At 69.8% G+C, this 12,889-nt stretch carries 9 protein-coding genes; 7 read left to right on the top strand and 2 right to left on the bottom strand.

What is annotated here, in order from left to right; translation table 11 throughout:
* Positions 1-8: 8 nt before the first annotated feature.
* The 4 genes from LG334_RS07315 to LG334_RS07300 all read left to right on the top strand — a co-directional run bounded on the left by LG334_RS07315 (position 9) and on the right by LG334_RS07300 (position 6,239).
* Positions 9-2,345 (top strand): cache domain-containing protein, encoded by a 2,337-nt coding sequence (locus LG334_RS07315; RefSeq protein ID WP_404384740.1) that lies wholly within the window; start codon positions 9-11, stop codon positions 2,343-2,345.
* A gap of 256 nt (positions 2,346-2,601) precedes the next feature.
* Positions 2,602-4,479: a 2-oxoacid:acceptor oxidoreductase subunit alpha gene (locus LG334_RS07310; protein WP_404384738.1), complete on the top strand. Its 1,878-nt coding sequence runs from the start codon at positions 2,602-2,604 to the stop codon at positions 4,477-4,479.
* A gap of 3 nt (positions 4,480-4,482) precedes the next feature.
* Entirely contained in the window at positions 4,483-5,532 is a 1,050-nt protein-coding gene (locus LG334_RS07305) for a 2-oxoacid:ferredoxin oxidoreductase subunit beta (protein ID WP_404384736.1), read from the top strand.
* Positions 5,533-5,636: 104 nt separating this feature from the next.
* On the top strand, positions 5,637-6,239 hold the full coding sequence (locus tag LG334_RS07300; RefSeq protein WP_404384734.1) for a hypothetical protein: 603 nt from the start codon (positions 5,637-5,639) through the stop codon (positions 6,237-6,239).
* Here the strand turns inward: LG334_RS07300 and pdeM are convergent.
* Together pdeM and LG334_RS07290 are read right to left on the bottom strand one after the other, a co-directional pair.
* Entirely contained in the window at positions 6,229-6,927 is a 699-nt protein-coding gene (pdeM, locus tag LG334_RS07295) for a ligase-associated DNA damage response endonuclease PdeM (protein WP_404384732.1), read from the bottom strand. The two genes, LG334_RS07300 and pdeM, sit on opposite strands and share 11 nt — an antisense overlap.
* Positions 6,927-9,371 (bottom strand): ligase-associated DNA damage response DEXH box helicase, encoded by a 2,445-nt coding sequence (locus LG334_RS07290; RefSeq protein ID WP_404386323.1) that lies wholly within the window; start codon positions 9,369-9,371, stop codon positions 6,927-6,929. The genes pdeM and LG334_RS07290 overlap by 1 nt, the downstream gene beginning before the upstream one ends.
* Before the next feature lie 83 nt (positions 9,372-9,454).
* Here LG334_RS07290 and LG334_RS07285 point away from each other — a divergent pair, with 83 nt between their 5' ends.
* From LG334_RS07285 to LG334_RS07275, 3 genes are read left to right on the top strand one after another with little or no spacing between them, the layout of a single operon-like run.
* A complete protein-coding gene (locus tag LG334_RS07285) occupies positions 9,455-10,153 on the top strand; it encodes an MOSC domain-containing protein (RefSeq protein ID WP_404384730.1) in 699 nt (232 codons plus the stop codon).
* A 39-nt stretch (positions 10,154-10,192) separates the two neighbouring features.
* The gene (locus LG334_RS07280; RefSeq protein WP_404386321.1) at positions 10,193-11,215 is read left to right on the top strand and encodes a ligase-associated DNA damage response exonuclease; all 1,023 of its coding nucleotides are present in this window, start codon (positions 10,193-10,195) and stop codon (positions 11,213-11,215) included.
* Positions 11,216-11,220: 5 nt separating this feature from the next.
* Entirely contained in the window at positions 11,221-12,810 is a 1,590-nt protein-coding gene (locus LG334_RS07275; protein WP_404384728.1) for a cisplatin damage response ATP-dependent DNA ligase, read from the top strand.
* The last annotated feature ends 79 nt before the right edge of the window (positions 12,811-12,889 follow it).

Raw genomic sequence — 12,889 nt, 5'->3', positions numbered from 1 at the left:
GGGCGGTTATGAAGATCAGCATCCTGGCGCGCATCGGCATCGCGATGGTGCTGCTGTCCGGCCTGACGGCCGCGGCGGTGGCCGTTCCCTCCCTCATGTCGGCCGACGAGTTGATCTCGCGGTCGCTGCAGCGGCAGCTCGACCAGGGCTACCAGAAGATGATGGCGGGCATCGAGGCCGAGGCCCTGCGTGCCGTCTCGATGGGTGCCCTGGTCGCCGGCCTGCCGCCGGTCAAGCAGGCCATGGCCGAGGGCGACCGCGAGGCGCTGTCCGACCTGTTCCTGCCCGGATACGACCGCATGCGCGAGGACTGGGACGTGCGCCAGTTCCAGTTCCACGAACCGCCCGCCACCAGCGTCCTGCGCGTCCACAAGCCGGAGAAATTCGGCGACGACCTGTCGGGATTCCGCAAGACGGTGGTCGAGGCCAACGCCGACAGCCGCCCCGTCACGGGCCTGGAGAAGGGCGTGGCCGGCCTGGGCGTGCGCGGCGTGGCGCCGGTCACCGACGACGGCCGCCACCTGGGCACGGTGGAATTCGGCACCAGCTTCGGGCCCGCCTTCTTCGAGCGCTTCACCGAAACGACCAACCTGCATGTGGCCCTGCACACGGTGGCCGAGGGCGGCGGCTTCGACACGTTCGCCTCCACCATCGACGGCGGCGGCGTGCTGGAGCCCGCGGCCCTGGCCGAAGCCCTGGACGGCGAGCCCGTGCTGACGCGCATGGACACGCCGGCCGGCGCGGTGGGTGTTTACGGCCATGCGGTGCGGGATTTCTCCGGCCGTGCCATCGGGGTCGCCGAGATCGTCATGAACGCGACGCCCTACACCACCCAGTTGGCCGACGCCCGCAGCCGCACCGTCCTGACGGCGCTGGGCGCGGTGCTGGTCGCCTCGGTCCTCGGCTTCCTGATCGCGCGGTCGATCGCCGGCCCGGTCGGCCGCATGACCGGCGCCATGGGCGCCATTGTCGGCGGCCAGTACGATGTCGACATTCCGGCCCAGGCGCGCGGCGATGAGATCGGCGGCATGGCCCGGGCGCTGGACGGCCTGCGCACCCACGCCCGCAACGTGGCCGAACGCGAGGCCGCGCAAAGCGAGCGCGTGCGTGAGCTGGCCGAGCGCGAGCAGGCCGTGCGCCGCGAGACCGAGAGCCATCTGGCCGGCGTTGTGGAGGCTGCCATCCAGTCCAACGAGGCGATGATCGTCCTTGCCCACGTGATGGAGGAGATCTCGGGCGCGGCGCGGCAGAGCCAGGCCATGGCCTCGGCCGTGGAGGAACTGGTGGCGAGCGTGCGGGAAATCTCCGGCAACTCCGACACCGCCGCCGACGGCGCCCGCGAGGCCGAGGGCGCGGCCAACGACGGCCTGTCGGCCTCTAACCACGCCGTGTCCACCATGGAAAGCATCTTCGGCGCGGTCAGCGACGCCGCCAAGACCGTCGACAGCCTCGCCAAGGCGTCGGAGCAGATCGGCGTCATCGTCCAGGAAATCGAGGACATTGCCGACCAGACCAACCTTCTCGCGCTCAACGCCACCATCGAGGCCGCGCGGGCCGGTGACGCCGGCAAGGGCTTCGCGGTGGTCGCCGGCGAAGTCAAGACGCTCGCCAGCCAGACCGGCCGCGCAACTGAGGACATCCGCGCCCGCATCGGCTCCTTGCGGACCGAAATGGACTCCATCGTCCACGCCATGGAAAGCGGCGCCAAGGCGGTGGAGGACGGCCGGGGCGCCGTCAACAACCTGGGCGACCGCCTGCAGTCCATCGCCGGCAGCGTCAACGGCGTGAACGGCAAGATCGGCGAGATCGCGTCCATCCTCAGCCAGCAGACGGCGGCGGCGTCCGAGGTCTCGCGCGGGACCAACGCCATCGCCGACACCGCCCGGCGCAACGACGAGGAAATCACCGAGGTGCTGGCCGCCATGGACCGGGCTGCCGCGGTCCTGAACGAGCGCGTGGGCGAATTCGCCAAGGTTGGCAGCGCGCTGGCCATCGTGCAGGTGGCCAAGAACGACCACGTCGTCTTCAAGAACAAGATCATCGACGCGGTCATCGGGCGCGGCAAGTGGGCGGTCAAGGACGTGCCCGACCACCACGCCTGCCGCCTGGGCAAGTGGTACGACACCGTCAGCGACCCGGCCGTGCGTGAACAGGACGCTTTCAAGCGGATCGAAAAGCCGCACGCCCGCGTCCACGCCGCCGGCGTCGCTGCGCTCAAGGCGGCCTCCGGCAACGACCGCGAAGCCGCGCTCAAGCACGTGCAGGAGATGAACGACGCCAGCCATCAGGTGCTGGACCTGCTCAACGAACTGGCCGAGGGCCTGCGGAAGACCGCCGCCGCCTGACATGGCGACGGCCACCTCTTCGGTATTGTGTGCATGCTAACGGCTTGCGCCGCTGGACCCGGCGCCGCAAGCTTCCTATGTGAACGGAACATGGCAGGAAAGACGAAGCGCAAGCGTCGGTTTTTCCTGCTGACGACGGGGCTTTGATCGTCTATTGATGGAGCCCTTTCGCGGGCGCGAAGGCCGAGGGGTGCCCTCGCGTGCCGCAGCGGTTCCCAACTTGGAACGGCCGTGGCTGCCACGGCCGGAGGATGGCATGAGCGAAACGCAAACCTTGAACCCCGAGTCCGGTCAGGGCGACCGGATCGAACTGGAATCCGCCGTGGTGCGGTTTGCCGGGGATTCCGGCGACGGCATCCAGCTGACAGGCGGCCAGTTCACCGTCGCCAGCGCCCTGGCCGGCAACGACCTGACGACCTTCCCCGACTTCCCGGCGGAAATTCGGGCGCCGGTGGGCACCACCTACGGTGTGTCGGCCTTCCAGATCAATTTCGGCGGTCGGCGCATCAACACGTCGGGCGATGCCGCCGACTGTCTGGTCGCCTTCAACCCGGCGGCGCTGAAGACCAACATCGACAAGGTCAACCGCGGCGGTCTGGTCATCGTCGATAGCGGCAACTTCGGTCCGCGCGACCTGAAAAAGGCCGGCTACGAGGTCAATCCGCTGGAGGACGGCAGCCTGGAAGGCTGGAACGTCGTCCCCATCGACATCTCGCGCCTGACGCTGGAGGCCGTGGCCGACAGCGGCCTGGGCAAGGTGGACGCGCTGCGCTGCAAGAACTTCTGGGCGCTGGGCCTCATCTACTGGGTGTTCGGCCGCGACCGCGCACCGACGGCCGAGTGGATCGAGCAGAAGTTCGGCCGCAAGGATGCCGCCATCGCCAAGGCCAACGTGGACGCGCTGAACGCCGGCCACGCCTTCGGCGAGACGATGGAGCTTCTGCAGGACTTCCACGGCTACCGCGTGCCGAAGGCGGAACTGCCGCCGGGCCTCTACCGCACGATCACGGGCGGTGACGGTTTCGCGCTGGGTCTGGCCGCCGCCGCGCAGTTGACCGAGACGGAAGTCGTCTTCGCCAGCTACCCCATCACGCCGGCCTCGCCCATCCTCCACCACCTGGTCAAGCTGACCGCCTACGGCGTCACCACCCACCAGGCCGAGGACGAGATCGCGGCCGCCTGCGTCGCCATCGGCGCGTCCTACGGCGGGGCGATCGGCGTCACCAGCTCGTCCGGTCCCGGCATCGCGCTGAAGGGCGAGGCCATTGGCCTGGCCGTGGCCGCCGAACTGCCGCTGGTCATCATCAACACCCAGCGCGCCGGGCCGTCCACCGGCCTGCCCACCAAGACCGAGCAGTCGGACCTCTACCAGGCGGTCTTCGGGCGCAACGGCGACACGCCGCTGGTGGTGCTGGCGCCCAACAGCCCGTCGGACTGCTTCACCATGGCCATCGAGGCGACGCGCATTGCCACCAGGTACATGGTGCCGGTGATGGTGCTGTCGGACGGATACATCGCCAATGCGTCGGAACCCTGGCTGATTCCCGACGTGGACAGCCTGCCGCGCATCCCGGTCACGTTCCGCACGGACCCGGAGGGCTATCTGCCCTTCAAGCGCGACGACGACACGCTGGCGCGCGACTGGGCCAAGCCGGGCACGCCGGGCCTGGCCCACCGCGTCGGCGGCATCGAGCGCGATTCGGAAACGGGCGACATTTCCTACGACCCGGCCAACCACCAGCGCATGACGGACTTCCGCCACGCCAAGGTGGCCCGCGTCGCCCAGGACATTCCGCCGCAGACGGTGGACCAGGGCAAGGAAAGCGGCCGGCTGGCCGTGGTCGGCTGGGGCTCGACCTACGGGCCCATCAAGCGCGCCGTGACCAACCTGCGCGCCGAAGGCCTGGACGTCAGCCATATCCACATGCGCCACATCTGGCCGCTGCCCGAGAACCTGGGCGCGCTGCTGGACGGTTTCGACCAGGTGCTGGTGCCCGAGATGAACACCGGGCAGTTGCTGACGCTGTTGCGCGCCACCTACGCCAAGCCGTACGAGGGCCTGTCCAAGGTGACGGGCCAGCCGTTCAAGATTGCCGAGATCGAGGCCGCCGTGCGGTCTCGGCTGGAGGGCTGAGCCATGAATGCTCCCACCACACCCGCCAAGCTGACGCCCAAGGACTTCGCCACCGACCAGGAAGTGCGCTGGTGCCCGGGCTGCGGCGACTACGCCATCCTGAAAAGCGTGCAGAAGGTCCTGGCCGACCTGAAGGCCGACAAGGACAAGACCGTCTTCGTTTCGGGCATCGGCTGCTCGTCGCGCTTTCCGTACTACATGGACACCTACGGGTTCCACACCATCCACGGCCGCGCGCCCGCCGTGGCGACCGGGGTGAAGATGGCGAACCCGGAGCTGGACGTGTGGATCGTCACCGGCGACGGCGACGGCCTGTCGATCGGCGGCAACCACCTGCTGCACATCATCCGCCGCAACGTCGACACCCAGATCCTGCTGTTCAATAACGAGATCTACGGCCTGACCAAGGGCCAGGCCTCGCCCACCTCGGCCATCGGCACCAAGTCGTCGTCGACGCCGGAAGGCTCGGTGGACGCGCCGCTGGACCCCATCAAGATCGCCATGGGCGCGGGTGCGCGCTTCGTCGCCCGCACGGCCGACAAGTGGATCAAGGAAATGCCCGACGTGCTCAAGGCCGCGCGCGAGCATCGGGGCTGCGCCTTCGTGGAGATCCTGCAGAACTGCATCGTCTACAACGACGCGGTGTTCGGCGGCTTCACCGGCAAGGAGGCCGTGCCCGGCACCTTCATCCATGTGGAGCACGGCAAGCCGCTGCTGTTCGGCGGCGGCAAGAACGAGCCGCCGGTGAAGGGCATCCGCGTCAAGCCCGGCACCTTCAAGCTGGAGGTGGTGACGCTCGGCGAGAACGGCATCACCGAGGCCGACGTGCTGGTCCACGACAAGACGGACGCCGTGCTCGCCGGGCTGCTGGCCGCCATGACCGGGCCGGACTTCCCGGTAGCCTTCGGTGTGCTGTACGAGGATGCCGCCCCGGTGCACGACGATTCCATCACCGCGCACAAGGCCGAGGCCCGCAAGAAGACGCCGGATGTGTCCATCAACGCGCTGCTCAAGCGCGGCCGGACCTGGATGGTCGAAGGCCCCGGCGCCTGATCGCGCGTCGCGTGCGTTTTCCGCATTGACGCGCCATCGCGGCGGTTCATACTGACAAGGGCAGGCATCGCGCCTGCCCTTGTTGCATGTTCGGACGCCGGACCATGATCCCGACCGCCCTCAACCCAGCCCTCTGGCAGCCCCAGCCGACCGCCCGCCTTGCGGCGGCCGACGGCAAGGCCGTGGCCGCCGGGACGCCTGAAGGCGAAGGCGCCAGGGCGCCGTCGTTGCTGGATGGATGGGAAAGCACTCGACGCCAGATGCAGGAGGAGTTCATGGCCCGCCGCCTGGAGACGGCGGACATGATCATGGAGGCCCTGCGCCCCACCGCATCGCTGTGGATGATGTCGGGATCGCTCGCCCGCGCCGTGGCCGGAACGGTCGAGCACCTGTCGGCCGAGATCAACGCGGTCGTCCGCGACATGGAGCAGGAGTTCGGTCGCCGCGCCCTGCCCGGCGAACCCTTCGCCGAGCGGAAGGGCTTTACCGACCTGTTCGGCCAGGCCTCCCGCGCGCTGACGGGCGCGTCGTTCCTGGCGCTTACGGTGGGCGCCTCCTTCGACCGGGGACCGCTGAACCAGGCGTCCGGGTTCGAGCGGGCCATGGGCGCCGCCCGCCACCTCGACGACGCCAGCACGCGGCTGACCGCCCTGCACGCCCGCCACGGCGCGGCCCTGTCCGGCGGCGGCATCAACCTCAGCGCCTGACGGTCTCCTCGCCGCGCTCCAGGCGGCCGGCGGGGAAGCTGTGGACCTTGTCGCGGCCCGTCAGGAACACCGTGAAGTCGCGGCGGAACAGGCCCCGGATCGCGGGGTCGAACACGTCCAGCCCGCCCGTGAATGTCCCGAAGGCCGGCAGCACCAGGCGCCGCGTGTCGGTCACGAAGCACGGGCGGCTCAGGCGCTGGCCGCGCACCGTCACCGCCGCCTTGGGATGAAGGTGCCCGGCGACCTCTCCGTCCGCGCTGCGCAGGCCCGTTGCGGGCTGCGGGTCGTGGCGGAAGACCAGGGGGCCGATCTCCGCCACCTCTTCCGCCCGGCCGCCCAGGTGCAGGGGCGCGACGGGATCGTGATTGCCGGTGATCCAGATCCACTCCGTCGCCGCCGTCAGCTTGCGCAGGCGCGCGGCATCCGCCTCCGTCAGTCCATGAGCTGCCTTTGCGTCATGGAAGGCATCGCCCAGCGCGATCAGCCGCTTCGGCGCATGGCGGCGCATGAGGCCCTCCAGCAGGCGCAGGGTCTCGCGCGTGTCGTAGGGCGGCAGGAAACCCGCCCCGCGCCGGGCCAGCGTCGCCGCCTTTTCCAGGTGCATGTCGGCGACCACCAGGGTCTGTTCCTTGGGCCAGAACAGCGCGCCCGAGGGGTCGGGCAGGACCATGGCTCCGTTGACCAGCATCAGCCCCGCGCCTCCGCCGCAAACGGTTGCGTGGCCTCGGCGATCAGCTCCGCCGCCGCGTCGTCCAACAGATCATCCAGAATGGCGCCCGCCATGTTTTCCTTCCCGATATCCAGAAGCACCGGCACGGCCAGCGGAGACACCCGCGCGAGCCGGCGGTGGTCTAAGTGTCCCTGCGCCTTATAGAGCATGTCGGTCAGCCTGTGCAGGTCGATCAGCCCGCCTTCCGCATCGGCCCGCGTGGCGCGCAGGAGAACATGCTCGGGATCGTATTTGCGCAGCACGTCGTAAATGAGGTCGGAGTTGAAGGTCATCTGCTTGCCCGATTTCTCCGCCCCCGCCACGCGCCGCTGCACGAGGCCCGAGATCACGGCCACCTGACGGAAGGCGCGCTTGAGCATGGGGCTCTCGGCCATCCAGTCCTCCAGGTCGTCGCCCAGGATGTCGTAGTCAAACAGACGGTCGATGTCCTCCGCCGCGCTGTTCACGCTCCAGACCGCGATGGCGTAGTCGTTGGCGACGAAGCCCAGCGGCTTCAGTTTCATGCGCTCCATGCGCCGCGTCAGCAGCATCCCCAGCGTCTGGTGGGCGTTGCGGCCGGCGAGGCTGTAGGCCACCAGGAACTCCCGCCCCTGGCGCGGGAAGGTCTCCACCAGCAGAGCGCCGGGCCGGGGCAGGCTGGAGCGCGCGGCCTGGATATCCGCCCATTCCCGCACCGCCGGCGGCAGGGCAGCGCGGCGGGCGGGGTCGGTGAGGATCGCCACCACCCGGTCCGCCAGCCGCTGGGAGATCGGCAGCCGCCCGCCCACGTAGGCCGGCACCTTGGGGTCCTTGCCGGGCGCCTTCGACGCCATGACGGTCATCTCGCGCACGCCCTCGAACCGCAAGCTCTGGCCGGCGAAGATGAAGGTATCGCCGGGCTCCAGGCCCATGACGAAGTATTCCTCCACCTCGCCCAGGTACGGCCCGCGCCCGAGGCGCACCTTGAGCGTTTCCGCCTCCACGATGGTGCCGACGTTCATGCGCCAGTCGCGGACGAACCGGGGGTTGGCGACCTTCAGCCGGCCGTCCTTGAGCGGTGCGAGGCGGCGGTACTGGTCGTAGACCTTCAGCGCATACCCGCCATCGCGCACGAAGCGGACCACCGCGTCGAAGGTTTCGCGCGCCAGGGCCGCATAGGGCGCGGCGGCGCGCACCTCGGCATACAGCGCGTCGGGATGGAACGGCCCGGCGCAGGCGGTGCCCATGATGTGCTGGGCGAGCACGTCCAGCGCGCCGTCGCGCGGCGGCGGATCGTCCAGTTCTCCCGCCCGCATGGCGTCAAGCGCGGCCTCGCACTCCAGGTATTCAAAGCGGTTGCCGGGGACCAGCAGGGCCTTGGAGGGCGCATCAAGCCGATGGTTGGCCCGGCCGATGCGCTGGATCAGCCGCGCCGAGCCCTTGGGCGCGCCGATCTGCACCACCAGGTCCACCGAGCCCCAGTCGATGCCGAGATCCAGCGAGCTTGTCGCCACCACCGCGCGGAGCTTGCCGGCGGCCATGGCGGCCTCCACCTTGCGGCGCTGCTCCACGGCCAGCGATCCGTGGTGGAGCGCGATGGGCAGGGCCTCGTCGTTGAGCTTCCACAGGCTCTGGAAGACAATCTCCCCTTGCGCGCGGGTGTTGACGAAGACCAGCGTGGTGCGGTGGGCGCGGATGCACTCCATCACCTCGGGCATGGCGTGGTGGGCCATGTGCCCGGCCCAGGGCGGGTCCTTGGCGGCGTCGAGGATTCCCACGTCGGGCATCACCCCGCCCTCGCCGTGGATGATGCGGGCATCCGGCGCGACGTGCCTCGCCAACTCCTTTGGCCGGGCGACGGTGGCCGACAGCCCCACCGCCCGCAATCCCGGCCGCAGGCTCCGCAGGCGGGAGAGGCCGAGTGCCAGCTGGTCGCCGCGCTTGGTGCCGGCAAGCGCGTGCAGCTCGTCGACGATGATGCATTCCAGGCCGCCGAACACGCGCTCCGCATCGGGTGCGGCCAGCATGAGCGCCAGGCTTTCCGGCGTGGTCATCAGCATGTCCGGCGGGCGCTGCTTCTGGCGCTGGCGCTTGGCGGACGGCGTGTCGCCCGTGCGGGTCTCGTGGGTGATGGGCAGGCCGGCCTCTTCGATGGGCCGCGTCAGGTTGCGGTGGACGTCCTGCGCCAGGGCCTTCAAGGGCGAGATATACAGCGTGTGCAGCCCGTCGCGCGGGGCCTCCGTCAGGTCCGCGAGGCTCGGCAGGAAGCCCGCCAGGGTCTTGCCGCCGCCCGTCGGGGCGATCAGCAGCACACTCTGCCCCGCCCGCGCGGCGTCCAGCATGGCGCGCTGGTGGGGGTGGGGCGTCCAGCCGTGGGCGGCGAACCAGTCGGCGAGGGGTTTCGGCAGGCTGTCGGCGGAAGTCATGGCGGCGAAAATGGGCATTCCGGTGGGCAAAGGAAAGTGGCCCTGGACCTTCTTCAGCCCCGGCCCCATCTTCCATACGGGCTTCACAAGGCATCCAGACCATGACCGACATCCGCATCGACGCCGTGTTGACCGGCACCCCCCGCGCCTTCGGGCCCAAGGGCAACACCAGTTCCATTGCCGCGCGCTACCCGGTTTCTGAGCCTGTGGCGGTGACGCCTGAGGGTCTCGCCGGCGACCAGGTGGGCGACCCGACCGTCCACGGCGACGCGGACAAGGCCATCCACCACTATCCCCGCGACCACTATGCCGCCTGGATCACCGACCTCGCCCCGGCGCCGTCGTTCCTGGCCGAGGTGGGGGCGTTCGGCGAGAACATTTCCACCAGCGGCATCACGGAAGAAACCGTTTGCGCCGGCGACGTCTTCCGGCTGGGCACCGCGCGCGTGCAGGTGAGCCAGGGGCGCCAGCCGTGCAGCAAGCTCAACCAGCGCTTCGACCGCAAGGACATGGCGAAACAGGTGCAGGACACCGGCCGGTCCGGCTGGTACTACCGCGTGCTGGAGCCGGGCATGGTCGCACCGGGCGACCGGCTGGTGCTGGAGGCCCGCCCGAACCCGGACTGGACCCTCGCCCGCATCCTGCATGTGCTCTACGTCGACACGCTGAACCGCGCGGACCTGGAGGCCATCGCCGGCCTTCCCGAACTGGCCAAGGGCTGGCGCAAGATCGCCGCCAAGCGCCTGGAGCGGAATGCCGTGGAGGATTGGAGCCCGCGCATCGGCCCCGTCGACGCCTGAGGCTTGACGCCGGCGCCCCTGCGCCAAACATCCATGCCCATGCACCCGCGCGACTGGATCTCCGTCACCCGCCAGGGCATCTACATTGAGCCCGGCGATTTCCATATCGACCCGCTCCGCCCCGTGCCGCGCGCGGTGGTCACCCACGGACACGCCGACCACGCCCGCCCCGGCCACGGCGCCACGCTGGCCACACCCGAGACGCTGGCGATCATGGCTGCCCGCAACGGCGGCTCGCTGGACGGCGCCGACGCCCTGCCCTACGGCGAGACGCGGCGCATCGGCGATGTCTCCGTGCGTCTCGTCCCCGCCGGACATGTGCTGGGTTCGGCACAGATCGTCATGGAGTACGGCGGCTCGCGCGTCGTCGTCTCCGGCGACTACAAGCGCCGCCCCGACCCGACGTGCGCGGCCTTCGAGGTGGTGCCCTGCGACGTGTTCGTCACCGAGGCCACCTTCGCCCTGCCCGTCTTCCGCCACCCCGACGACGGGCACGAGATCGCCAAGCTGCTGGACAGCCTGCGCCTGTTCCCCGACCGCGCGCACCTGGTCGGCGCCTATGCGCTGGGCAAGGCGCAGCGGGTGATCGCGCTGTTGCGCAAGGCCGGCTACGATCGCCCGATCTGGCTGCACGGGGCTTTGCAAAACCTCGTCGATCTCTACCGGGCCCACGGCGTCGACCTGGGCGAGACCCGTTCCGCAACGGATGCGAACAAGGCCGACATGAAGGGCGAAATCGTCATGGCCCCGCCGGCCGCGCTGCAAAACCGCTGGAGCCGCCGCCTGCCCGACCCCGTGACCGCCGTCGCCTCGGGCTGGATGCGGGTGCGCGGGCGGGCGCGGCAGAAGGGTGTGGAACTGCCGCTGATCCTGTCGGACCACGCCGACTGGGATGAACTGACGACCACCATCCAGGAGGTCCAGGCCGGGGAAATCTGGGTGACCCACGGGCTGGAGGACGCCCTGGTCCACTTCGCCAAGACCAGGGGCCTGCACGCCGAGGCGCTGTATATCGAGGGCTACGAGGAAGACCCGGCCGACGCCACCGGCGGGGGCGGCTGACGGCCATGCAGCGCTTCGCGGACCTTCTCGACGGCCTCGTCACCATGCCCAGCCGCAACGGCAAGCTGCGGCTGATCGAGGACTATCTGGCCCATGCCCCCGACCCCGATCGCGGCTACGGCCTGGCCGCGCTGACCGGCGAACTGGACCTCGGCACCGCCAAGCCCAAGGCCATCCGCGAACTGGCGGAGGCGCGCTGTGACCCGGTGCTGTTCTACCTCTCCTACGATTACGTAGGGGATCTGGCCGAAACCCTGGCGCTCATGTGGCAGGGGCCGGAGGACACGCCAGAGGACCCGCCGCCACTGTGGGAGGTGATCGACACCCTCATGGCCGCCCCGCGCACCCGCATCCCCGAGCTTCTGGCCGGCTGGCTCGACCGGCTGGACGCGACGGGACGCTGGGCGCTGCTGAAGCTCATCACCGGGGGCCTGCGCGTCGGCGTCTCCGGGCGGCTCGCGCGCACCGCCTTCGCGGGCTGGGCGAACCTGCCGCTCAACGACGTGGAGGAAGCCTGGCCCTGCGTCCAGCCGCCCTATGAGCCCCTGTTCGCCTGGGCCGCCGGCGGGCCGAAACCGGAAGTCCGCGACATGCCGGCCTTCCGCCCCTTCATGCTGGCGAACCCGCTGGAGGAAACGGACATGCCGGCGCTTAACCCCACCGACTATGCCGTGGAATGGAAGTGGGACGGCATCCGCGTGCAGGTGGCCCGGCGCTTCGGCGAGACGCGCATCTTCGCGCGCTCGGGCGACGACATCACCCACGCCTTCCCCGACGTGGTGGAGGCCGCCGACTTTGACGGCGCGCTGGACGGCGAACTGCTGGTGATGGACGCCGGCGGCGAGCCTGCGCCCTTCAACCACCTGCAACAGCGCCTCAACCGCAAGACCGTCTCGGCTGCCATGCTGCGCAAGTACCCGGCCTTCGTGCGCGCCTATGATTTGCTCCAGGAGGGGCCGGAGGACCTGCGCGAGCACCCTTTCCGCCACCGCCGCGCGCGGCTGGAGGCCCTGTTCGGCACGCCGCGCGACCGTTTCGACCTCTCCCCCCTCATCCCGCTGAATGACTGGAGCCGGATGGCGGAGTTGCGCGACGAGGCGCGGGCGCGCGGCGTGGAAGGGCTCATGCTCAAGCGGTGGGACAGCACCTACGTTCCCGGCCGCCCCAAGGGGCCGTGGTTCAAGTGGAAGCGCGACCCGCTGACGGTCGACGCGGTGCTGCTCTACGCCCAGCGCGGGCACGGCAAGCGGTCCAGCTTCTACAGCGACTACACCTTCGGCGTCTGGCGGGAGGATGAACTGGTGCCCGTTGGCAAGGCGTACTTCGGCTTCACCGACGAAGAATTGCGCCGGATCGACCGCTGGGTGCGCGCCAACACCACAGACCGCTTCGGTCCGGTGCGCGCCGTGACGCCGGGGCTGGTGTTCGAGGTGGCGTTCGACAGCGTCCACCCGAGCCCCCGCCACAAGTCGGGCCTCGCCATGCGCTTTCCGCGCATCAGCCGCATCCGCTGGGACAAGCCCCACGCCGAGGCCGACCGGCTGGAGACCCTGCTAAAGCTGGTGGAAGCGGCGCCGACGGCCGATGGCGAATGACTCGCATTGGCACCCTCCTACGCCGCTTGAACGGCCATGGCGGAAGGCCATCGCATCCGTAGTATGGGCTGAACACCAA

The sequence above is a fragment of the Caenispirillum salinarum genome (assembly GCF_044803115.1).
Lineage (GTDB): Bacteria > Pseudomonadota > Alphaproteobacteria > Rhodospirillales > Rhodospirillaceae > Caenispirillum > Caenispirillum salinarum_A.
Note: the sequence above shows the minus strand (reverse complement) of the source record. Positions and strands in the feature narration are given on the sequence as shown.

Bases quoted from the DNA above. Each gene is read 5' to 3' on its own strand.
- LG334_RS07315 (WP_404384740.1), top strand. From the start codon at position 9: ATGAAGATCAGCATCCTGGCGCGCATCGGCATCGCGATGGTGCTGCTG.
- LG334_RS07310 (WP_404384738.1), top strand. From the start codon at position 2,602: ATGAGCGAAACGCAAACCTTGAACCCCGAGTCCGGTCAGGGCGACCGG.
- LG334_RS07305 (WP_404384736.1), top strand. From the start codon at position 4,483: ATGAATGCTCCCACCACACCCGCCAAGCTGACGCCCAAGGACTTCGCC.
- LG334_RS07300 (WP_404384734.1), top strand. From the start codon at position 5,637: ATGATCCCGACCGCCCTCAACCCAGCCCTCTGGCAGCCCCAGCCGACC.
- pdeM (WP_404384732.1), bottom strand. From the start codon at position 6,927: ATGCTGGTCAACGGAGCCATGGTCCTGCCCGACCCCTCGGGCGCGCTG.
- LG334_RS07290 (WP_404386323.1), bottom strand. From the start codon at position 9,371: ATGCCCATTTTCGCCGCCATGACTTCCGCCGACAGCCTGCCGAAACCC.
- LG334_RS07285 (WP_404384730.1), top strand. From the start codon at position 9,455: ATGACCGACATCCGCATCGACGCCGTGTTGACCGGCACCCCCCGCGCC.
- LG334_RS07280 (WP_404386321.1), top strand. From the start codon at position 10,193: ATGCACCCGCGCGACTGGATCTCCGTCACCCGCCAGGGCATCTACATT.
- LG334_RS07275 (WP_404384728.1), top strand. From the start codon at position 11,221: ATGCAGCGCTTCGCGGACCTTCTCGACGGCCTCGTCACCATGCCCAGC.